Origin of the sequence: Bradyrhizobium sp. CB2312, assembly GCF_029714425.1 — a bacterium.
Classification (GTDB): Bacteria; Pseudomonadota; Alphaproteobacteria; order Rhizobiales; family Xanthobacteraceae; genus Bradyrhizobium.
In genome coordinates this window covers 6,203,071-6,225,269 of the sequence record NZ_CP121668.1, presented here as the reverse complement: position 1 = coordinate 6,225,269, position 22,199 = coordinate 6,203,071, and the positions used below count along the sequence as shown (strand labels likewise).

The window sequence follows — 22,199 nt, the reverse complement described above, 5'->3', positions numbered from 1 at the left end:
GAGGTGCCCCGACTCGGGAGCAGTAACGTTACGAAGATGCGCCGGGCGGCGGGATTTTCTGCTTTTGATGGCGGGCGCCGCGACGTGGACGGCCGACGCGTATGGGCAGAAGTCCTCCATGCCCGCCATTGGCTATCTTTGCCCGGAGTCGCCCGAGCTCTTTGCCAGTCGACTTGAGGCTTTCCGCCAGGGACTGGCAGAAGCGGGCTTTGTCGAGGGCCGCAACGTGAAGATCGACTTTCGGTGGGCCAACGGACAATATTCCCGATTGCCTGCGTTGGCCGCCGAACTGGTCGCCCGAAATGTGGATATCCTCGTGGCGCCCGGGGGCGCTCCCGTGGCACTTGCTGCGAAAGCTGCGAGCCCGACCCAGACAATCGTTTTTGAGATGGGCGGCGATCCCGTTCAGCTCCACGTGGTGGATAGCTTGCCGCGGCCGGGCGGAAACATCACGGGAGTTTCGAGCCTGAGCGTCGACGTGTCGCCAAAACGGCTCGAGTTGATGCGCGACCTGTTGCCCACGGCGACCAAATTGATGGTCGTCGCCAACCCGACAAGTCCGACCGCAGAATCGCAATTGCAGAAGCTTCGCGCGGCTGCGGATACAATGCGTGTTCAACTGGAGACACTGAACGCCAGCAAGGAGGATGAATTTGAATCTGTGTTCGCTGCGGCGGCCGAGGACGGGGCGAGTGGACTTGTGTTTACCTCCGACCCTTATTTTGCATTTCGCAGTTCGCGGCTCGCTGCTCTGGCGATGAAATATCGCGTGCCCGCAATCACACAGACCCGGGACTTTCCCACCGCCGGAGGTTTGATGAGCTATGGAGGAGATTTCATGCAATCGCACCGGCGCGCGGGTATCTATGCCGGACGGGTCCTGTTGGGCGAGAAGCCTTCTGATCTTCCTGTCCAGCTCGTCACAAAAGTAGAGCTCGTCATCAACTTGAAGGCGGCCAAACTGCTCGGTTATGCGTTCTCATCCGCGATCGTTGCCGGCGCAGACGAGGTGATCGAGTAAACTGCACGTCGCGGACGGGGGCGTATGGGCGGACAGAGCCATTGCTCTGGAGCTGTCATCCGCCGGTGCGCGCCCAGATCGGCTTACACCAACCTGACGGGGCGGGACGGCCGACCAGGCGGCACTTTTCGCTGGCCGAGGCGTTCGGAATGGTGGAAGAGAGCAGGGATACGGCGCGAGCCGTGTGATGATGCCGGGACTGCGATGCGCCTTCTGATCGTCGAGGACAATGCCGAGCTGTCGCGGCTCGTGGCCAGCGGGCTGGCGGCGGCCGGCTATGAGAGCGATATCGTGGGCAGCGCCGCCGAGGCGCGCGAGGCGGTCAGCAGCGTCAGCTATGCCGCGATGATCCTCGACCTCGGCCTGCCCGACGGCGACGGCCTGTCGGTGCTGCGCGAGCTGCGCCGCCAGATGGAGCCGCTGCCGGTTCTGGTGCTGACCGCGCGCGGCGGCCTACAGGACCGTGTCAGCGGCCTGCGCAGCGGCGCCGACGATTATTTGGCAAAGCCGTTCGCGATGGAGGAGCTGGTGGCGCGGCTGGAGGCGATCCTGCGCCGGCCGGGTCAGCTGCTTGGCCGTTCGCTCAGTCTCGCCAACCTCGTTTACGACACCGAGAGCCGCCAGATCTTCGTCGACGACCAGCCGCGGATCATCTCCGCGCGCGAGACCTCGGTGCTGGAGATCCTGCTGCGCCGGCAGGGGCGGGTGGTGCCGAAGAAGAACGTCGAGGACCACATCTTCGGCCTCGAAGGCGAGGTCGCTTCCAATGCGGTCGAGGTCTACGTCTCGCGGCTGCGCAAGCAGCTCGCCGAGCACGGCGCCCGGGTCGTGATCCACACCATCCGCGGCGTCGGCTACCTCATGGCTGAGGAGAAATAACGTGGCCGCCGCGCCGGCCTACGGCCGATCGCCGACCTTCAAATCGCTGATCTGGCGCATCGTGTTCATGCACATCGTCGCGGTCGCGGTGGTCGCGATCTTCCTGCCGCTGGTGCTGTTCTGGCTGCTCAATTCCGAGGTCGACCAGCTGCACCGCGATGCCATGCGCGCCCAGGCCGAAGTACTCGCCGAGCGCATCGTCGCGCAGCCGGACGGCCTCCTGACGTTCAATCTGCCGGACAGCCTGAGGGGCCTCTATTCGGAAGCCTACGGCCGCTATCTCTACGACATCCGCGACGCCGACGGCCACCTGCTGTTCTCGTCCCGCCGCAAGACCGGCGCAGCAGTGTCGGCGCCACCGCCATCGGAGACGATCTCCGGCGCCAGCGTCACGCGCATCGTCGACGGCAAGGTCGTGCGCATCCGCGTCGCCGAGGACCTTGCGCACCGCGACGTCATCATCGACGACATCATCTCGAACTTCTTCCGGCGGGTGGGCTGGATCACCATTCCGGTGCTGCTGATCCTGCTCGGCATCGACATCGTGATCTTCCGCCGCGCCATCGCGCCACTGTGGAAGGCGTCGGAGGAGGCCAGCAATATCGGCCCGGCGCGGACCGACATCCGCTTGCCGACCGAGCAGATCCCGCGCGAGATCCTGCCGCTCGTCACCGCGGTCAACCAGGCGCTCGACCGCCTCGAGGACGGCTTTCGGGTGCAGCGGCAGTTCACCGCCGATGCCGCCCACCAATTGCGCACGCCGCTGACGATCCTGCGGACGCGAGTCGAGACGCTCGGCGACAATGCCGCACGGCAGGCGCTGCATGACGACATCGAGGGCATGAGCCGGATCGTCGCCCAGCTCCTGGAGATCGCCGAGCTCGACACCTTGGTGCTCGATCCCGGCGAGACCGCGGACCTGCGCGCCGTCTGCGCCGAGGTGGTCGGCGCGATCGCGCCGCTTGCGATCGCCCAGCACAAGGAGATCGCGCTCAAGGGCAGCGAGGGGCCGGTTTTGATCCACGGCAATGCCGAGATGCTCCAGCGCGCGATCTTCAACCTCGCCGAAAACGCCATCAAGTTCACGGCGAAGGATACCGCCGTGGACGTCGAGGTCGGCGACGACGGCTCGGTGCGCGTGCGCGATTGCGGCCCAGGCGTTGCCGATGGCGAGCGTGAGCTGATCTTCCAGCGCTTCTGGCGGAGGGATCGCCAGCGCAGCGACGGCGCGGGCCTCGGCCTTTCGATCGTGCGCGGCGTGGCCGACGATCACGACGCCACGGTTGCGGTGGACAATCTTCCCGGCGGCGGCGCCGAGTTCACGCTGCGGTTCAGGCTGGCGGAGAAGGGCGCTTTACCCTCTCCCCTTGTGGGAGAGGGTGGATAGCGGCGAGACGGGTGAGGGGTTCTCACCGCGAGTTCGACTGCGAGCTGAATGCGCGGAGAGAGACCCCTCATCCCCCATGTGGTGGTCCACCTCGCAAGCGGATTGATCCTGCTCTATCGTCAGGAGCGTGACCAGCAACGGTACGCTCGCGCGTGTGACGCGGAGCAAGACGCGGTTAGACTCCCGAATTGGTCAGCATCTCTGTCCACTACGTAACTTGTTAGCCACAACCATCGAGAAATCCGAGCCGCCCGGTCTCACGCCGCAGTTGTGGCGAGTTTTGCAATTTTAAGTGTGGTGCCGATTGGGGTGAATCACGACGGAAAACCTCGCCGTGAGCGCAAAAGGCAATTGCCCCTCGATGATGAGGCGCTTGTTGTTCAGAGCGTTGCTGCCGGCCCTCCCCATCGGGAGGGACATGGTGTGCGTCGTGTCCGCGGTGCCGCCTTTCGCCATGGTACACGGCAGCATCTCCACCGCGCAGGCGGCGAACTGCCCGGTCAACGGCTCGCAGGAGGTCAGCGTCAGCGGTGCGGCGGCTTCCTGCACCATCCCTCCAGCCAGTACGGTTGCTCGGGTAACCGCGGCAAACAGCGCGGCGATCGCGGCGGATGGTGTCAGCATCAATGTGCCATTCGGCACCGCCGTGACGGCTCAGAGCGGAGCCACCATTACCTTCGGCATTGCGCCTGCGCCGGCGGGCGGATCGAGCATCGCCAACCCGACCGGTGGCGGTGGGATCATCGGCCTGCTCGCCAGCGGCGCGCAAAGCCATATCTTGGCCAGCGGCCTGAATGTGATTCTGAGTGGCGGCGGCAATACCCTGGTCAAGGCTGAAAACGGCGGCGTCATCACGCTGGACAACAACACGCTCCTCAACATCCTGAACAGCGGCGGCAATACGGGTCTATTGGCGACGGGCGCGGGTAGCCAGATCATTGCAGACAGCATCACGGTGCAAGGGCCGCTCGGTGGCGGGGATTTTGCTGCGCATACCCTGTTGGGCGCGCAAATCGATCTTAGCAATAGCACCATCAACATTACTGGCACGAGCGGCGGCAAGACGCCTGTGGAGGCGGAAACAGGCAGCACGATTACTGCTAACAGGGTGATCATCAGTGTCAGTGGAACCGGCGGCGATGCCGCGGTCAAGGCGCTCTCGGCAAGCACGATCTCGCTCACCGGCGGCTCCATCACCGTGACCGGCCTCAACGCTGGCGGTGAGACGGGAGTCCTGGCGCAAAGCTTTGGCAGCACTATCACGGCGACCAATGTGCCGATTAGCGTCACTGGCACGGGCGGTGATGTCGGCGTGAGCGCCGATTCGGGTGGCCACGTAAAGCTGACAAGGAGCGACGTTTCCGTCGTGGGCACTGGCGGGGAGAGCGGACTTCGCGCAACCGGGTCCGCCAGCATCGAGACGACTGGCGGCTGGGTCTCCGTCGTCAACGGTGCGGGAGGTCTGCTGCAGAACGGCGGGAACGTAACAATGGCCGGCACCAACGTGACGGCTTCGGGGAATGGCGGCTTCGGCTTTCTTTTCAACAACGCTGGCGCCGCCAATACGTTGCAATACAGCAATGCGACGATTGTGGCGAGCGACGCCTCTTTCTCGGTGCAGGGCGCTACTGCCAACATTTATCTCAGCAACGCGATCGCGACCGTGAACAATGGCCAATGGCTGAATGTCAGCGGCGGCTCCACGAGCAACGTCGTTTTGAAGGCCTCAACCGTTCAGGGCGTTGCGCTTACCGACGCCCTCAGCGCCTCCAACGTTACGCTGCAGAACGGCTCGCTATGGACGATGACCGGCAGTTCGAACGTCAACATTCTGACCAACGATCCTAGTCTGATCCTGTTCACATCGCCGACCGGCGATCCGACGCTTCTTGCCAGCTACAAGACGCTGACCGTGGTCAACTACATTGGTGCGGGCGGCGCGATCGGGCTCAACACGTTCCTCGGCACCGACGGGTCGCCATCGGACAGGCTAGTGATCAACGGCGGCAGCGCGACCGGCAACTCGTTTGTACGCATTACCAACGCCAGCGGCCCCGGCGCCTACACGAGTGCAAACGGCATCCTTGTGGTGGAGGCGGCGAATAGTGGCGCGACGGCGGAGAACGCTTTTACGCTCGCCGGCGAGGCGCGTGCCGGGTTTATAGATTACCGTCTCTACAGAGGCGGCTTTAACGGCACCAATCCGGACGACTGGTTTCTGCGCTCGACCTTTAACGGAGGTAACGGCAATGGCGACAGCGGCAACGGGCCGGTCACGCCGCCGGGCGTGCTGCCCACTGATCCTGCACCCGACGACGGACAGCCACCACCGCCGGGCGTCTGGCCGATCATTGGACCGGAGCTTGCGACCTATGGCGTGGTGCAGCCTGTCGCCCGGCAGATGGGGCTCAGTACACTTGGCACCCTGCATGAACGCGTCGGCGATGCGTCGGCGGACGCGGCGTGCCTGAATGCCACGCCCGACGGCGGCGCCATCACCAAGGCCCCACCTGTTCCATACAACTGCCGGTCGGCGGTCTGGGGCCGCTTGTTTGGTCAGCGGATCGACAACCACTACCAGGCCTTCGCTGATCCACGCGCGACCGGCCAGGTGGCAGGCATCCAGACCGGCATCGATGTCTGGCGCGGCAGCCTGGTCCCGAGCCACAGCGACACCGTCGGCCTCTACTTTGCCTATGGCAACGGCAATGTGAGCGTGGACGGTGTCGTCACCAACGCGGCCGCGACCGCCTATGTGCTGCAACACACCGGCTCGGTGAATCTCAATGCCTATTCATTCGGGGGCTACTGGACCCATTATGGCCCCACCGGCTGGTACATCGACGCGGTGTTGCAGGGCTCGTTCTACAACGGTAACGCAGCGACCCAGTTTGCCAACTTGCCTATCGGTGGCACGGGCTTCACCTCATCGCTGGAGGCGGGCTATCCGATCCCGCTGTCGTGGTTCGGGCCGCGCCTCGTGTTGGAGCCCGAGGGCCAGATCATCTGGCAGCGGCTTTCCTTCGACGACGCCAACGACGGCTTGGGCCCGGTCGGACTCGGCACCACTTCGGGCGCCAGCGGGCGGCTCGGTTTGCGCGGCAAGTGGACCATCAACGACCTCGACGGACGGGTGTGGCAACCTTACGTGCTAGCCAATGTCTGGCGCGACTGGGGCGCCAAGGCGATCACGATGTACGGCCCCGACGCGGTGCCCCTGGTCGAGCGGGCGACGCGGCTGGAGTTCGCCGGCGGCCTCAGCGCGAAGCTTCTTCCCGGCCTCAGCCTCTACGCCCAGGCCGGCTACCAGTTCGCTGTAAGCGGCACCGACGGCGGCAGGCGCGACGGCGTGAGGGGAAACCTCGGCGTGCACTATTCCTGGTAGGGAAGGGGAGAAGGAATGACGGCTACTTCACCTTGCCGTTGGACAGATCCATGATCATGCGCGTGGTCAGGTAAAGACGCGGCACGATGCTGCCGATCATCACATATTCGGCGTCGTTGGAATGTGCGCCGAAGCCGGACAGGCCCATGCCTTCGACCACGGCGCCCTTGGTCTTGAGCGCGGCAAAGGCCGCATCGGTCCCGCCGCCGGTTGGCTTCTCGTCGACCTTCAGAGGCAATCCGATCTCCTCATAGATGGTCTTGCCGTAGGCCGCCATCCGGCGCGAGGCGTCGTTGGCCTCGAGCGGCGGACGGCGCACCTCGAATTTCAGCTCGACCTTGGAATCCGGCAGCAGGTGACTTTTGATCTTCTCTTGGAGCGCCTTCTCCAGCTCGTCGAAATCCGACACCTTCAGCGCGCGTGCATCGGCTTGCGCGGTGGCCTCGGCAGGGATCACGTTGCGGTTGGTGCCGGCCTTGGAAACGGTCCAGTTCAGCTTCAGGCCCTGCTCGGGTTTGGACAGGTCCTTCATCTGCAGCACCTGGTGCGAGAGCTCGTAGAGCGCGTTGATGCCGCCCTCGGGCCTTGCGCCCGCATGCGACGATCGGCCGGTCACCGTGAGATAGGCCGACCCGATGCCGCTGGTGGCGAGCCGCAGCGTGCCGTCGGTGCCGCCGCCTTCGAACGAGAACACCACGTCCTGGTCGGAAGCGAACTTGGTGATGGTGCTGCGCCAGCCGGGCGAGGAGATTTCCTCATCGCCATTGGTGAGCACCGTGAGCGTGCCGTAATCCCTAAAATTCAACTTCTGCAGCATCGCCACGGTGTGGAGAATGAGCGCGACGCCCTGCTTGTCGTCGGCAATGCCGAGTCCGTAGGCCTTGTCGCCGTCGATGCGGAACGGCTGGTCCTTCAGCATGCCCCTCAGGTACACCGTGTCCATGTGGGCGATCAGCATGATCTTCCTGGTGCCGGTCCCCTTGAAGACGGCGTGCACGGCCGGGCCGATCTTTTCGGGCGTGTCGTCGAGGCGATAGATGTCGGTCGGTTGCAGAATCTCCACCGTACCGCCGAGCTGCTTGAGCTGGTCGGCGACGCGGCCTGCGATCACGTTCAGGCCCTCGATGTCCCTGCTGCCGGTTTCGATGTTGACGAGATCGCGCAGCGTGTCGAGCAGCGGCTGCTGCTCCTTCTGCGCCAGCGCCTGAACATCGGCCACCGGCTCGGCGTGCGCGACAGTCGCCGCAGAGGCCAGCCAGAGCGAAGCAAACAAGGAAACGATGAACGATGGAGCAGGGTGCGATCGGAGCATAAGCGGCTGTCCATGAGTTGGAGGATAGCCCGGTATGCCCGTGTTTCCCGCACGTGTCACGCGCATCGGTCTGTTGACCCTCTCCCCTTGTGGGAGAGGGTGGCTCGCCGCGGAGCGGCGAGACGGGTGAGGGGTCTCTCTCCGCGGGTTCATCTCGCTATGAGTTTGCCGATAGAACCCCTCATCCGGCGCTGTAGCCGAAGCTTCGCTTCGGCGTCTCTTAAGAACGGCGGCCATAGGCCGCCTATGCCACCTTCTCCCACACGGGGAGAAGGAAAAGCGCAGCTACGTTGGCCTCGGCTACTTCTGCGGCGGGCCGAGATCCAGCGGGGGCAGGTCGATCTGCGGGACCTCGATCTTGACCTTGTCCAGGTCGACGTTGAGCGGCTTGTCCAGGAGGCCGGTCACCGTGATCGGGAACGCGATCACGATCAGCACCATGATCATCTGCAGCCCGATCCAGGGCATCGCGCCCCAATAGATGTCGGAGCTCTTCACTTCCTTCGGCGCGACGCCGCGCAGATAGAACAGGGCGAAGCCGAACGGCGGATGCAGGAACGAGGTCTGCATGTTCACGCACAGCATGACGCCGAACCAGATCAGCGCCGGGCCGTCGCCGACGACGGGGCCCAAAATCTTCTGCGCGATCGGCGCGATCATCGGCAGGATGATGAAGGCGATCTCGAAGAAGTCGAGGAAGAACGCCAGGAAGAAGATGAAGAGGTTGATGAAGATCAGGAAGCCCCAGACGCCGCCGGGCAGCGAGGTCAAGAGATGCTCGAGCCAGACGCCGCCGGAGACGCCGAGGAACACCACCGAGAAGCAGGTCGAGCCGATCAGGATGAAGGTGACCATGCAGGTGAGGCGCATGGTGGACTCGTAGCCCTGCTTGATGAGGTCGCGCAGGTCCGGGATGCGCGCGGCCGAGAGGCAGATCCAGGCCACCGCGAGATAAGTCACGGCAAAGGCGAGCTTGAAGATCAGGTTCTCGGTGAACAGCATCGCGACGATGGTGCCGATGCCGGCGGCGATGATGCCGACGACGAGCACCTTGCGATCGGTCGAGGTGAAGTCCTTGTGGTGGATCGCGGCGAGCACGATGGCGCCGACCGCGCCCATGGCGCCGGCCTCCGTCGGGGTTGCAAGGCCCATCATCATGGTGCCGAGCACGACGAAGATCAGCACGGCGGAGGGGATGATGCCCATCAGGCATTTCTTCCACAGCGCCCAGCCGGTCAACGTGCGCGCTTCCAGCGGCACCGGCGGCACGTGGCCCGGCTTGATCAGGCCGAGGACGAAGGTGTAGCCGGCGAACAGCATGATCTGGAACACCGAGGGGCCCCAGGCGCCGAGATACATGTCGCCGACCGACTTGCCGAGCTGGTCGGCGAGCACGATCAGGACCAGCGAGGGCGGCACGAGCTGCGTGATGGTGCCCGAGGCCGCCAGCACGCCGGTGATGTAGCGCATGTTGTAGCCGTAGCGGATCATCACCGGCATCGAGATCAGCGCCATGGCGATGACCTGCGCCGCCACCGTGCCGGTGATGGCGCCGAGGATGAAGCCGACGATGATGACGGAATAGCCGAGGCCGCCGCGGACCGGGCCGAACAGCTGGCCCATCGAATCCAGCATGTCCTCGGCGAGGCCACATCTTTCCAATATGGCGCCCATGAAGGTGAAGAACGGGATCGCGAGCAGGAGCTCGTTGGAGAGCACGCTGCCGAACACGCGGCCGGGAATCGCCTGGAGGAAGTTGAGGTCGAAGAAGCCGAGATGGATGGCGAGGAAGCCGAAGGAGAGGCCGACCGCCGCGAGCGTGAACGCAACCGGGAAGCCGATCAGCATCGCCAGAACCAGGCCGCCGAACATCAGCGGCGGCATCATTTCCAGCGTAATCATTGGGTCGGCCTCTCGTACTTGGCGTCGATCGTCACATAGCCCTGGAGAGCCGCGATACGCTTGATGACCTCGGAAACACCCTGCAGCGCCAGCAGGACGAAGCCGGCAGGAATCACGAACTTGATCGGCCAGCGGATCAGGCCGCCGGCATTGCCGGACATCTCGCCGACGTCATAGGCCTGCATGAAGAACGGCCAGGACAGATAGGCAAGCAGGAGGCAGGCGGGAATCAGGAAGAACAACGTGCCGATCAGATCGAGCAGGAGCTGGCCGCGCTCGGAGAGCAGCAGATAGAAAATCTCGACCCGGACATGCTCATTGCGCTTGAAGGTGTAGGACGCGCCGAACATCACCAGGATCGCGAACATGTACCATTGCAGCTCGAGCCACCCGTTCGACGAGTAGCTGAAGGCGTAGCGGATCATGGCGTTGGCCGCACTGACCAAGCATGACAGAAGCACCAGGAGGTTACAGACGTAGCCGATCTTCTCGTTGAGAAGGTCGATGGCGTTGCTCACCGCCAGCAATGGACGCATCTTATTGTTTCTCCGTCGCGGCCTAACACTTCACGGGCGGCTTCAGCACGCATCGCTGGGCCGGCGTGCAAAAAGCACGCGACCGCACGGATGATTTTCCGAAAGCGTTGCGGCGTCAGTCCTCCCCTCGTGCCTTGCCGTCTTGACCGCGACCGCCAACGGGCGGGCCGGCTTATTGTTGCCGGGCAAGCAAAGGCGGTCGCACCAAACCAGCGGCTTCAGGCGCCGTCAATCGGAAAATGGACAAATTGACGCGCGCTCAAAAGCTTAACGCGGTCGGGCTTGAGTCCTAGCCGCCGGTGACGCTCATGTGCCGGGAGACGCTGGGGCGGTCGTGGCGGCGATCGATGATGAAATCGTGGCCCTTGGGCTTCAGCCCGATGGCGCGATCGATCGCATCCGCAAGCAGCATGTCGTCGTCCGATGCACGCAGAGGTTTGCGCAAATCGGAGGCGTCCTCGTGGCCGAGGCAGGTGTGCAGCGTGCCGGTGCAGGTGATGCGGACCCGATTGCAGGATTCGCAGAAATTATGGGTCATCGGCGTGATGAAGCCGAGCTTGCCGCCGGTCTCGGCGACGCTGACATAGCGCGCCGGGCCGCCGGTGCTCTCGGCTAAATCCGTCAGCGTGAATTGCTGGGCGAGGCGCGCGCGCACCAGGGACAGCGGCAGATATTGGTCGATCCGGCCCGAGCCGATCTCGCCCATCGGCATGACCTCGATCAGCGTCAGGCCCATGCCCTTGCCGTGGGCCCAGCGCATCAGCTCGGGCAGCTCGTCCTCGTTGAGATTCTTCAGGGCCACCGCGTTGATCTTCACGGCGAGGCCTGCGGCGCGCGCGGCCTCGATGCCTTCCATCACCTTGTCGATCTCGCCCCAGCGGGTGATCTCGCGAAACTTCTTGGGATCGAGCGTGTCGAGTGAGACGTTGATGCGGCGGACGCCGCAATCGGCCAGCTCCTGCGCATGTTTCGCAAGCTGGGTGCCGTTGGTGGTCAGCGTCAGCTCGTTCAGGGCGCCGCTCTTCAGGTGCCGCGACAGCGAGCGGACCAGCGTCATCACGTTGCGGCGGACCAAGGGCTCGCCGCCGGTGAGCCGCAGCTTCTTCACGCCCTTGGCGATGAAGGCCGAGCAGAGCCGGTCGAGTTCCTCCAGCGTCAGCAGATCGGCCTTGGGCAGGAACGTCATGTCTTCCGACATGCAGTAGAAGCAGCGCAGGTCGCAGCGGTCGGTGACGGAGACGCGCAAATACGAGATGGTCCGCCCAAACGGATCGGTCATTGCGCTCGACAGCGCAGCGCGGGGGTTCACGGAAGGTCCGTTCATACCAATGCCTTGTCACTTACGGCGACGGGCGGCACCTTTGCTTCGGCGGTGCCTTGGACGCAATCTAAGCATCGGACGCGGCTAGGACAATCGGGTGGTATACGTGATCACCGCTTGGATCAGCGCTTGCCTGTGCCCGGATCGGGGAACGGCGAGGCCGCGGCCGGCGTGGCTTCGGCCGGTGCCGCAGCAGGCGCGGCTGCGGCCGGTTTGGCCCTCGGCCGGTGCGGCTTCTTCTTCACCGGCTTGGGCGGCACCGCGGGCTGAAGCTCCGCGAACACCGGATTCGGATCGGTCGTGACCGTGGCGGGCGTGGTGAAATCGCCGGGATTCTTGATCACGTTCACCGGCACGCTGGCCGGCTGGTATTTGGGCAGCGCGAAGGCGACCGTGAACGGCGCGTCGGGAGCGGGAACCGAGACGGAGCAGGGGGTCTTGCAGCCCGGGCCGAGGGACGTGCTCGCGTCGGCGCCCGGCGGATTGGACTCAAGCCGGACCTGGGCGGTCGGCGGGGCCGATTTGAACATGTCCCAAGACATCGAGGAACAGCCGCCAAGGCTCGCTCCCGCTAGCGCAATCGCGATGACACGACGCATGACCATCCACTTCCAGTGCGACGAACCGCCACATACCCCGGCCGGACCTTAGGTGCGTCGCTTTGGGCGAGCAACCGGCGGTCCACGCATAGTTAATAGATGGTTAATGCAGAGTTCCGCGAAATAGCCAAATGATATCAGGCAATTGCGGGCGCTAGGCCGTCATCAGGCTGTGCGCGGCGGCCGGCAGGTCGCGCATGTGATGGATCAGCCGGTCCGGCTTCAGCTCGGCAATCGGCACGTCCGTATAGCCGAAGCTGACCCCGATCACGGGCACCCCGGCGCGGCGCGCCACCCCGACATCGGTTCCGGCATCGCCGACCATGATGGACGCCTTCACCTCTCCGCCGGCGCGGGCCACGGTCTCGCGGAAAATGGCCGGGTCGGGCTTCTGGACGCCAAAAGTGTCCGCGCCGCAGATCGCGGCGAAGCGGCGGGTCAGGTCGAGCTGGTCCAGCAGGCGCTTGGACAGCCATTCCAGCTTGTTGGTGCAGACCGCGAGGCGATGGCCCTGGGCGGCAAACTGGTCGAGCGCGGTCTCGAGCCCCTCGAAGGGCCGGGATTCGACGGCGATATGGTCGGCGTAATAGGCGATGAAATCCGCCGTCATCCGGTCCATGTCCGCGGGCGTGACGGTGCGGCCCTCGGCCTCCACCCCCCGCTCGATCAGCTTGCGGGCGCCGGCGCCGATCATGTTGCGGGCCGAGGCCATCGGCACCGGCGGCAGGCCTTCGCGGTCGAGCACGTAATTGAGCGCGGTGATCAGGTCGGGCGCCGTATCCACAAGCGTGCCGTCGAGATCGAAGACGAGGGTGTAAGGGGAGGCCATGGTCCAAGCGCTATCGGGCCGGCCGGATCGGCGCAAGGGCCGACGCCATAAGTTCACCTTATAAGATCGGCCCAGAGGCCTGTTCTGGCGGGAAAAACGAGGCTACATAGGCCGCCGCAAACACCCTTATCGAGAGGCGGGCGCATTTTGGACATGGACCAGTTGAAGCGGCAGGCTGCGGCGCGTGCGCTCGAGGAGGTGCGTGACGGCATGCAGCTCGGGCTCGGGACCGGCTCGACCGCGAAGCATTTCGTCGAGCTGCTCGGCGAGCGCGTCGCCGCCGGGCTCAAGGTGATCGGCGTGCCGACCTCCGAGGCGACGCGCCTCGATGCGATCCGCTCCGGCGTGAAGCTGACCACGCTCGACGAGATCGACCATCTCGACATGACCGTCGACGGCGCCGACGAGATCGATCCCGACTTCAACCTGATCAAGGGCGGCGGCGGCGCGCTGCTGCGCGAGAAGATCGTGGCGGCCGCCTCGGATCGCATGATCGTGATTGCCGACGACAGCAAATGGGTGCCGACGCTCGGCAAGTTTCCGCTGCCGATCGAGGTCATCCCGTTCGGCCTTGGTGCGACGCGCCGGGCGATCGAGAAGGCATTTGCGGCGTGCGGCGTTTCCGGGCAAATGGCGGTCCGCAAGGCCAAAGATGGCCACGTTTTCGTCACCGATGGCGGCCACTGGATCGTCGATGCCCAGCTCGGACGTATTGTGGATCCGCCCAGCCTCGCCAAGGCGTTGAGCGCGATCCCCGGCGTGGTCGACCACGGGTTGTTCATCGGCTTGGCCAGCTCGGCCGTTTTGGCGGGTGGCGAGGGAATTCGCGTGATTGAACGGCGTAAGCCGAAAGGAGACTAGGAATGAAGAGTGTTTTGAAATTCTTGCCGGCCGCGACCCTCGCTGTGGGGCTGGCGCTTTCGGCTGCCCCGGCCCTCGCGCAGCAGGCCACGCCGCCCAAGGCCTCGCCGGCGGCGATCGCGGCGGCCAAGGAGATCTTGCAGATCAAGAACGCCACGGCGATGTATCAGGGCGCCGTGCCCGGCCTCGTCGAGAAGACCAAGATCGCGCTGACCCAGCAGAACCTCAACTACCAGAAGGACCTCGCCGAGGTCGCTCCGATCGTGGCCCAGCAGCTCCAGGGCCGCCAGAACGAGATCGGTGAGGGCATGGCGCAGATCTACGCCAGCGAGTTCACCGAGCAGGAGCTGAAGGATCTCGTCACCTTCTACAAGTCGCCGCTGGGCAAGAAGCTGATCGACGCCGAGCCGCGCGCCATCGGTCTCAGCATGGCCTTCATGAACTCCTGGGCCCAGAACTTCTCCGAGACCGTGATGGGCGCCTTCCGCGCCGAGATGCGCAAGCGTGGCAAGGAAATCTGACAGCACCTATCTAGTCAGAAAGCCCTAAAGCGCGTCATCGCGCTTTAGGCCCGGTATTTGCGCATGATCCTGTCGGAGAACGGCTGCACACTTCTCCGGATCATGCGCTGAAAGAAGAGGTCGGAGTGGACAATGGCTGAATTCGACGTCGACCTCTTTGTCATCGGTGGCGGCTCGGGTGGTGTGCGTGCCGCCCGCATCGCGGCCGGCCATGGTGCCCGCGTGATGATCGCGGAAGAGTACCGCATGGGCGGCACCTGCGTGATCCGCGGCTGCGTGCCCAAGAAGCTGTTCGTGATCGGCTCGCATGTCCGTCACGAGCTCGAGGACGCCGCCGGCTTCGGCTGGACCATTCCGCCCGCGACCTTCGACTGGCCGACGCTGATCGCCAACAAGGACAAGGAGATCGCGCGGCTGGAAGCGGCCTACACGACCAATGTCGAGAAGTCGGGCGCAGAGGTCGTCAAGAGCCGTGCGGTGATCGAGGACAAGCACACGGTCCGCCTGCTCACCGACGACAAGAAGATCACCGCGAAGTACATCCTGATCGCCACCGGCGGCGCGCCGAACCATGGTGCAGCGATCCCCGGCATCGAGCACGTGATCTCCTCCAACGAGGCGTTTCATTTGAAGAAGCTGCCGCGGCGGATCGTGATCCAGGGCGGCGGCTATATCGCGCTGGAATTCGCCGGGATCTTCGCCGGCTACGGCTCGGACGTCACCGTGATCTATCGTGGCGACAATATCTTGCGCGGCTTCGACGAGGACGTTCGCACCCATGTCCGCACCGAGATGGAGAAGCAGGGCATCACCATCCTCACCGGCTGCACGGTGACCAAGGTCGATCGCCACGGCGAGGAGTTCACCACGCATCTGTCGAACGGGTCGAGCCTTGCCTCCGACCAGGTGATGTTGGCGATCGGCCGCCACCCCAACGTTGCCAATCTCGGGCTCGAGAACGCCGGCGTCGCCATCAACCCTCGGAATGGCGGCATCGCGGTGGACCATTTCTCGAAGAGCTCGGTCGACAGCATCTATGCGATCGGCGACGTCACCCATCGCTTCAACCTGACGCCGGTCGCGATCCGCGAGGGCCATGCCTTCGCCGACACCGTGTTCGGCAAGCGCGAGGTGCAGGTCGATCATTCCTATATCCCGACCGCGGTGTTCTCGCAGCCGGAGGTCGGCACGGTCGGCCTCACGGAAACCGAGGCGCGCGCGCAGTTCAGCCACGTCGACATCTACAAGACGACGTTCCGCCCGATCAAGGCGACGATGTCCGGCCGCGACACCCGCGTGCTGATGAAGCTCGTCGTTGACGGTTCGACCGACCGCGTGCTCGGCTGTCACATCGTCGGCGATTGCGCCGCCGAGGTGACCCAGGTGGTGGCGATCGCGGTGAAGATGAAGGCGACGAAAGCCGATTTCGACGCGACCATCGCGCTGCATCCGACCGCGGCCGAAGAGCTGGTGACGATGCGCACGCCGACCGCGCGGCATGTAAGGCAGGCGGCGGAGTAGGGGCACGAGCGGCTCTTCTTTACCCTCTCCCCTTGTGGGAGAGGGTGGCTCGCCGCGTAGCGGCGAGACGGGTGAGGGGTCTCGCTCCTCACAAGCGGTCGTGCGAGCGGAGAGAACCCCTCATCCGGCGCTTCGCGCCACCTTCTCCCACAAGGGGAGAAGGAAGAACCTCGAGCGCTTAGCTGCGACGCGCCTACCCGTACAAATACCCGACTGGTTTTCCTTCCGTGCGCAGGGGACGGATGTCCTTCTGCGTGATGATCTGACCGGCGAGGCCGTCGATCTCGTCGCGCTGCGTCGGCGTCCAGCTGCGAAGCTCGTTCATGCCTTTGAGCAGACCGAGGCGGAGGACCTGGGTGTTTTCACTGAGGCCGACGAGGCTGATCGACTCCTTGCCGGCCGTCACCACATCGCCGGCAGAGAGCCCGAAGCTCTCGCCGGACTTCTTCTTGAACTCGGCGGTGCCGCGGATGACGCGGTAGATCGCGACCTCGCCCTTGGCAAAGCAGGTTGCATCCGCAGCCGCTGTGCTCTTCGGCAGCAGCGACTGGCCGCGCGGGTCGGTCGCGATGATGTGGCCGGTGACGAGGTGGCCGCTCGGAATCTCGATGCCGATATCGCGGACGTAAACCGGCATGGCGGATTTGACGGAGCTGCCGGCGAGCGGCCTGAACAGCGCATCGAGCGCCAACGGGTCTTGAAGCCAGAAGCCTGCACCGGCCGGACGGTTGTGCAGAGGATGGCTCCAGGCCACGCGCGGCGTCTCGGCCTCGTTGATCTGGTCGGGACCGACGATGGTCGGGTTCGGGAAGGTCGTCGGGTCGGTCACGAAGGCTTCGAGGAATTTGCCGGAGTAGCCCATCGAGATCGGATCGGGCACGACCGTCTGCGGCGTCTTCAGGTTTTCTTCGGTCGACAGTCCGGACCAGGTGTAGAACAGCTGGCGGTGCACGATCGCGCTTTGCAGCATCACCGCGCCTGGGCCGACATTGTAGAAGCGCCCATCATAGTCGAAGGTGAACGCGCCCGATGTGACCAGCACGAGCTGGAAGCCGCCCGGCGGCAGATGCAGATGGAAATCGGTGGGGCCGGTGTCGGGGCGATAGATCGGCAGATTCGTCGCGACCTCGTGCAGGAGGAAGGTCTCGTTGTTGGCGTGAAATCCCTCGTTGGCGCGGTTGTAGAGTGCTTGCGGCCGGTAGGTCGCCTCGAATTTCGCATTCTTGTCGCGATCGATCGCGATGAAATCCTGATCGTTCAAGCGAAGGGGTGAGCCATCCGGGCGGGTGAGGCCGGTGAATTTGAGATCGGCCGCGGCATGCACGTTCATGGCATTCTCCGATTCTGGGCCATCGATCCCGGAGCTGGCGCGCGCATCTTGCTGCTCCACTCGGTGAAAGGAGCAGGGACTGAGGCCTGATGCTGTCTTGCGAATTCTGGGCCAGTCGGCGCGCGCTCCCCGCGCGTGGGCTCTCCGGCCCCTCGCGGCGGCAAGAAAAGCCGAGGCTGCACCTGAGGTTAGATGAGCCGCATCACCGGCTTACCTCGCTCTGTTCACGGGACTCGCAAGTCCGGTGAAGAGATGCTCCTTGTCTAATTTGTCGGCATGCCCTGCAAAGGGCATGCAGCCGCCAAAGCCACCGCGATCATCGACCGCCGGCGGCCCGGCGGCGGAAATGGCTCATTCGAACGAGGGACGGGCGGACCGCTCGGGCTTGCCGGAGGGGCTGTCCGCCCACTTCGCCATCTCCAGCGTACGCGCGTCGATGCCTTCGCACCAGAGACAGCTTAGCTCCGCGCGGCCCTTCGCCGTCAGCATCGGGACAAGTGCATGGCCGCAGCCGGTGCATGATGTGATGCGATTCATGTCGTCCTCCACGATCGTCGAATTCGAGGGCGGCACCTTGGCTGCCGAAGCTTGCGCGGGCGCTATGACGGCGCGGGACTGCGATCCATCGGCGCGCTCGTTCCAGAGATCGTAGATGTAGCGATCCAACGTGACACGGCTGCGATGTCGTCGCCGCTATCGCGGTAGGCGCGAAGCTGGAACTCCGCCGAGCTGCCGCGTTCGACAATGGTCCGGCAGTGCTCGACCTCGGCGGCGCAATTCAGCGCGGCTGCGTCCTCGGCCGTGTCGTCGATCACGCGCGAGAGCTGCTCAGAGATCGTGACCGGCCCGTCCCTGGAGGCGAAGATGCAGTCGGTGCCGTAGCGCTGGGCGCGCCATTTGTTCTCGACCGCAATCGCGCGTTCGACCACGGTGACCTGTTTCGACAGATCGGGCCGCAAATAGAGGTGGCGCGTCAAACCGCGATAGAGCGAAGCGATGGCAACGGCGTCGTCGATGAGGGTGCAGGTATCGGGCGCGCGAAGCTCGAGGGTCGGATGTCGCATCGAGGGCCGCATCGCCCACCAGATGTGGCTCTCGTCGGGAATCACGCCGGAGCGCCGCAGCGCGCCGACATATTCGTCGTAGTCCTGCCGGCTCTCGAACAATTCGGGCAGGCCGGTGCGCGGCAGCTCGGAATAGGCGGCGAGCCGGTAGCCCTTCAGGCCCGTCTTGTGCGAATTCCAGAAGGGAGAGGAGGCGGAGAGCGCGATGAACAGCGGCAGATGCGGCAGCATCGCCCGCATCACCGCCATGCGCTTCTCGGGATCCGGCAGCTGCACGTGCACATGCATGCCGCACATCATGTTGCGGTGGCCGATGCTGCGCAGATCCTCGATCATTTCCTCGTAGCGAGGCTTGGGGGTCGGCTGCGACATCCGCCAGACTGCGGTCGGATGCGTGCCGCAGGCCATGATCACGAAACCATACTGCGCGGCGACAGTCGCGACCTCGCGGCGGAGGAAGCGGAGCTCTTCCCGCGCGTCGTTGACGTCGACGTGAACGTTGGTGGCGACCTCGAGTTGGGATTGCAGCATCTCCCGCATGGCCTGGCCGCCGGTCGACCAGTTCGCGGATTCGAACAGCTCGTTGGGAGTCTGGATTGCGACCTCGAGGGTGCGGCGGTCGGCGAGGAAATATTCCTCCTCGATGCCGAACGAATAGTCCGCCGCCTTGCCGCGCGCGCCGGCCGAGCGAATGACGAGGTGCTGCCCGCCGTCGGAGGGATCCAGCCGCAGCAGTTTCAAGACGTCCGAAGCAATTGTCATATGCCGCCCGGCAGCAGTTCTATCTGCGGGCTATAATCCGCCTGACCGGAGCCGGTTCCGCGGACCCACTGGAAATTGCAAGGTCGAATGGAACAATTTTCGCGCTTTCGGATGCGCGCGCGATGAGGGCGTGGTTGGGCGGCACCTCCGTCCAGTCCGTCTCCTTGTCGAACGGCTCGGATACGACGATGACCTGGCCGCCATCCTCGCGGAAGTAGAGCGTGTTGGCGGCGTCGTTGACCGCGATCCGGAAGGCATAGAGATCCCGGCCGTTGGCGATGGCGCTGGTGAAGCGCAGTCGCTCGCGCAGTGTGCCTTCATTGACGAGGCCCACGAGCGCTTGCAGCACGGCCTTCGTCGCTCGAAGCGGATCGTTCTCGAGACCTGCGCCCATCATGGCGAGGAACACGGCTTCCGAATCGGTCGTGCCGAGGCGCGACGGATAATAGGCGTCGGGGATCAGCGCCTCGACCTTGCGCCGCAGCCTGTTCCAACTGCCGACGAAGCCGTTGTGCATGAACATCCAGTGGCCGCAGGCGAAGGGATGGCAGTTCTGCCGCGTCACCGCCGTGCCGGTGGCGGCGCGGACATGGGCGAAGAACAGATGCGAGCGGAGGTGGCGGCAGAGATAGCGCAGGTTTTCATCGGACCAGGCCGGCCGCGTCTCGCGGTAGAGGCCGGGCTCCGGATGCTCGCCGTACCAGCCGAGACCAAAGCCGTCGCCGTTCGATCCCGCCGTCGACTGGAGCGAGCGGATGCTCTGCGCCACCAGCGAGTGCTCGGGCTCGGTCACGTAAGGCTCGAACGAGGTGGTCTCGCCCCGGTATGCGATCCAGCGGCACATGGGTGTTCCTGTCAGGCAGAAGATGCGTGCTGAGATGCATCAACACAGCTGACGGGACGATGGTTCCCGGCGAAGGACGGCCGTGTGGGGTTGCGTTAGTGCCTCCGTTGTGTAGAAGAGCGTCCGGGTGCTCGCTGCATTGGTGCAGCGACAGGTCAAGCGATGGTCGGGCCGCCACGCAGGATGTGTGCACCCATGAACGACCAGCTGCCCGGCAGGCACCTGCCCAAATCCCAATCTTTTGCCGAGCGAGCGCTCGCGACCTTCCAGCAGTTCCTGCATGTCGAGGCTATCAGCGGCATCGTGCTGCTCGTGGCAGCGGCAGCCGCATTGCTGTGGGCCAACTCGCCCTTAGCCCATTCCTATCGCGACGTCTGGAGCCAGCCGATTCCGCTTCGCCTCGGCGCATTCGCCTTCGAGAGATCGCTGCATTTCTGGATCAACGACGCGTTGATGACGGTGTTCTTTCTCGTCGTCGGCATGGAGATCCGGCGCGAGATCCACGAGGGCGCGCTCAGCAAATTCGATCAGGCGATTCTGCCGGTGCTCGCGGCGTTAGGCGGTGTCGTTGTTCCCGCGCTGATCTATCTCAGCCTCAATGCCGGTGCGGGACCCGATCAGGGCTGGGCGATCCCGACGGCGACCGACATCGCGTTCGCGGTCGGCGTATTGGCACTGCTCGGAAAATCCATTCACGGCAACGTCAGAGTATTTCTGCTGGCGCTCGCCATCATCGACGACACCATTGCGGTGCTCATCATCGCGCTTTTCTACACCAGCGGGCTCGATCCCAGCGGCTTCGCCGTCGCGGCGCTCGGCGTTGTCATGGCGCTTGGCTTTCAGCGCCTCGGTTTCGGCTCAGCCTATGCCTATATCGTGCCGGCGTTCGTCGTCTGGACGGGTTTCCTCGTGGCCGGGGTTCATCCGACGCTAGCGGGCGTCGTGCTTGGCCTGATCACGCCGGTGCGCTCACCCAGTCCCGAGATCGCGCCGCCTGTCATCCGTGTGGAGACGGCGCTGCATCCCTGGGTCGCCTACGCCATCATGCCCGTCTTCGCGCTGGCGAATGCGGGCGTCAGCTTCAAGGGCATGGAGTTATCAAGCGGCACTCAGTTCGTGACACTCGGCGTTGCACTCGCCTTATGTGCGGGCAAGCCCGTCGGCGTGATCGGGGTGACGTGGCTTGCGGTGCGCTCGGGCTGGTGCCGCCTGGCGCCGGGCGTCTCATGGGGCGGCATTTGCCTCATCGGGCTTTTGGCGGGTATCGGCTTCACCATGTCGATCTTCATCGCCATGCTTGCCTTCGCCGACACCAACCTGCTGGACGCCGCGAAGCTCGGCGTGCTGCTGGGGTCGCTCATCTCCGTGACGCTCGGCCTCGGTTTCGGGGCGGAGTTTGCCCAGCGCCAACGCAACGAGATCGAAGACTAGGTCGGGAGCGGGATCAGGGCCGCGACCTCGCGGTCGTGGGGGTTGTCGCTCGCCGAAAGCCCCTGCACGACGCCAATGCGATCGGCCTCGGGGCGGTTCTGGCTCATCTTGCGCTTGCCCTCGAACCGCACGACGGGAATGCGCACCCCGACGATCCCGCGCAATTGCGCGGCGATGAAATCGGCGGGGGCATCGCTCACCGCCCACGGCTTGGCGCGCGCGCCTTCATGCCGGCTGGTCAGCCGCGTCACGGCGTCGAGCAGGCGCTCGGGCTCCTGGAAGAACTCGACTGGGCCGTAGGCGTGCACGGCGACGTAATTCCAGGTCGGCACGACCTTGCCGGTCTCCTGCTTGGTCGCGTACCAGGACGGCGTCACATAGGCTTCGGGTCCATTGAAGATCGCGAGCGCGTGGCCGATCGGGGCGAGCTGCCATTGCGGGTTGGCCTTCGCAACATGCCCGTATAGAACGCCGTGCTCGCCCTCGCTCTCGTCGAGGAACAGCGGCAGCGGCGTTGCGACCGGGCCCTCGCTGGTGGCCGTCACGAGGCTCGCAAGGCGGGCTTGGCGAATGGTCGCCCGAATGCTCTCGATGTCGTCGTCGCGAAAGGCGGGGGGAATGTACATGGCGTGTCTCCGTTCTGGTCACGGAGATAGCCTCAATCTGGCCTGTGATAAACTGCCAGTTTCGAACG

General features: G+C 64.6%; 19 protein-coding genes. 8 read left to right on the top strand and 11 right to left on the bottom strand.

The window, feature by feature from the left end; all coding sequences use genetic code 11:
* The first annotated feature begins 67 nt into the window (after positions 1-67).
* The 4 genes from QA642_RS30580 to QA642_RS30565 all read left to right on the top strand — a co-directional run bounded on the left by QA642_RS30580 (position 68) and on the right by QA642_RS30565 (position 6,672).
* Positions 68-1,021, top strand: coding sequence for an ABC transporter substrate-binding protein (locus tag QA642_RS30580; RefSeq protein ID WP_283080170.1), 954 nt, complete (start codon positions 68-70; stop codon positions 1,019-1,021).
* Positions 1,022-1,225: 204 nt separating this feature from the next.
* Positions 1,226-1,900 carry a response regulator transcription factor gene (locus QA642_RS30575; RefSeq protein ID WP_283080169.1) on the top strand — a complete coding sequence of 225 codons (675 nt, stop codon included), beginning with the start codon at positions 1,226-1,228 and terminating at the stop codon, positions 1,898-1,900.
* 1 nt (position 1,901) lies between these two features.
* Positions 1,902-3,287 carry an ATP-binding protein gene (locus QA642_RS30570; protein ID WP_283080168.1) on the top strand — a complete coding sequence of 462 codons (1,386 nt, stop codon included), beginning with the start codon at positions 1,902-1,904 and terminating at the stop codon, positions 3,285-3,287.
* Positions 3,288-3,705: 418 nt separating this feature from the next.
* Positions 3,706-6,672, top strand: coding sequence for an autotransporter outer membrane beta-barrel domain-containing protein (locus QA642_RS30565; protein ID WP_283080167.1), 2,967 nt, complete (start codon positions 3,706-3,708; stop codon positions 6,670-6,672).
* A gap of 22 nt (positions 6,673-6,694) precedes the next feature.
* Here QA642_RS30565 and QA642_RS30560 read toward each other — a convergent pair whose 3' ends face one another.
* The 6 genes from QA642_RS30560 to QA642_RS30535 form a co-directional block, all read right to left on the bottom strand.
* Positions 6,695-7,984: a M20/M25/M40 family metallo-hydrolase gene (locus QA642_RS30560; protein WP_283080166.1), complete on the bottom strand. Its 1,290-nt coding sequence runs from the start codon at positions 7,982-7,984 to the stop codon at positions 6,695-6,697.
* 300 nt (positions 7,985-8,284) lie between these two features.
* A complete protein-coding gene (locus QA642_RS30555) occupies positions 8,285-9,886 on the bottom strand; it encodes a TRAP transporter large permease subunit (protein WP_283080165.1) in 1,602 nt (533 codons plus the stop codon).
* Positions 9,883-10,422, bottom strand: a complete 540-nt coding sequence (locus QA642_RS30550) for a TRAP transporter small permease subunit (RefSeq protein WP_283080164.1) — start codon at positions 10,420-10,422, stop codon at positions 9,883-9,885. The genes QA642_RS30555 and QA642_RS30550 overlap by 4 nt, the downstream gene beginning before the upstream one ends.
* A gap of 289 nt (positions 10,423-10,711) precedes the next feature.
* Positions 10,712-11,746: a GTP 3',8-cyclase MoaA gene (moaA, locus tag QA642_RS30545; RefSeq protein WP_283080163.1), complete on the bottom strand. Its 1,035-nt coding sequence runs from the start codon at positions 11,744-11,746 to the stop codon at positions 10,712-10,714.
* Positions 11,747-11,865: 119 nt separating this feature from the next.
* The gene (locus QA642_RS30540) at positions 11,866-12,342 is read right to left on the bottom strand and encodes a hypothetical protein (RefSeq protein ID WP_283080162.1); all 477 of its coding nucleotides are present in this window, start codon (positions 12,340-12,342) and stop codon (positions 11,866-11,868) included.
* Positions 12,343-12,496: 154 nt separating this feature from the next.
* A complete protein-coding gene (locus QA642_RS30535) occupies positions 12,497-13,171 on the bottom strand; it encodes an HAD family hydrolase (RefSeq protein WP_283080161.1) in 675 nt (224 codons plus the stop codon).
* Positions 13,172-13,318: 147 nt separating this feature from the next.
* On the opposite strand from QA642_RS30535, the gene rpiA reads away from it, so the two are divergent.
* From rpiA to gor, 3 genes are all read left to right on the top strand, one after another.
* Positions 13,319-14,032 carry a ribose-5-phosphate isomerase RpiA gene (gene rpiA / locus QA642_RS30530; protein ID WP_283080160.1) on the top strand — a complete coding sequence of 238 codons (714 nt, stop codon included), beginning with the start codon at positions 13,319-13,321 and terminating at the stop codon, positions 14,030-14,032.
* 2 nt (positions 14,033-14,034) lie between these two features.
* Positions 14,035-14,553, top strand: coding sequence for a DUF2059 domain-containing protein (locus QA642_RS30525; protein ID WP_283080159.1), 519 nt, complete (start codon positions 14,035-14,037; stop codon positions 14,551-14,553).
* Positions 14,554-14,685: 132 nt separating this feature from the next.
* Positions 14,686-16,074: a glutathione-disulfide reductase gene (gor, locus tag QA642_RS30520; RefSeq protein ID WP_283080158.1), complete on the top strand. Its 1,389-nt coding sequence runs from the start codon at positions 14,686-14,688 to the stop codon at positions 16,072-16,074.
* A gap of 193 nt (positions 16,075-16,267) precedes the next feature.
* Here gor and QA642_RS30515 read toward each other — a convergent pair whose 3' ends face one another.
* From QA642_RS30515 to QA642_RS30500, 4 genes are all read right to left on the bottom strand, one after another.
* Positions 16,268-17,404, bottom strand: coding sequence for a hypothetical protein (locus QA642_RS30515; protein WP_283080157.1), 1,137 nt, complete (start codon positions 17,402-17,404; stop codon positions 16,268-16,270).
* Positions 17,405-17,755: 351 nt separating this feature from the next.
* The gene (locus QA642_RS30510) at positions 17,756-17,941 is read right to left on the bottom strand and encodes a hypothetical protein (RefSeq protein WP_283080156.1); all 186 of its coding nucleotides are present in this window, start codon (positions 17,939-17,941) and stop codon (positions 17,756-17,758) included.
* Between the two features lie 62 nt (positions 17,942-18,003).
* A complete protein-coding gene (locus QA642_RS30505) occupies positions 18,004-19,230 on the bottom strand; it encodes a carboxylate-amine ligase (protein WP_283080155.1) in 1,227 nt (408 codons plus the stop codon).
* A gap of 19 nt (positions 19,231-19,249) precedes the next feature.
* Positions 19,250-20,074 (bottom strand): class II glutamine amidotransferase, encoded by an 825-nt coding sequence (locus QA642_RS30500; RefSeq protein WP_283080154.1) that lies wholly within the window; start codon positions 20,072-20,074, stop codon positions 19,250-19,252.
* A gap of 195 nt (positions 20,075-20,269) precedes the next feature.
* On the opposite strand from QA642_RS30500, the gene nhaA reads away from it, so the two are divergent.
* On the top strand, positions 20,270-21,505 hold the full coding sequence (nhaA, locus tag QA642_RS30495; protein WP_283080153.1) for a Na+/H+ antiporter NhaA: 1,236 nt from the start codon (positions 20,270-20,272) through the stop codon (positions 21,503-21,505).
* Here the strand turns inward: nhaA and QA642_RS30490 are convergent.
* Positions 21,502-22,131 (bottom strand): FMN-binding negative transcriptional regulator, encoded by a 630-nt coding sequence (locus QA642_RS30490; RefSeq protein ID WP_283080152.1) that lies wholly within the window; start codon positions 22,129-22,131, stop codon positions 21,502-21,504. The genes nhaA and QA642_RS30490 overlap by 4 nt on opposite strands.
* Positions 22,132-22,199: the final 68 nt, after the last annotated feature.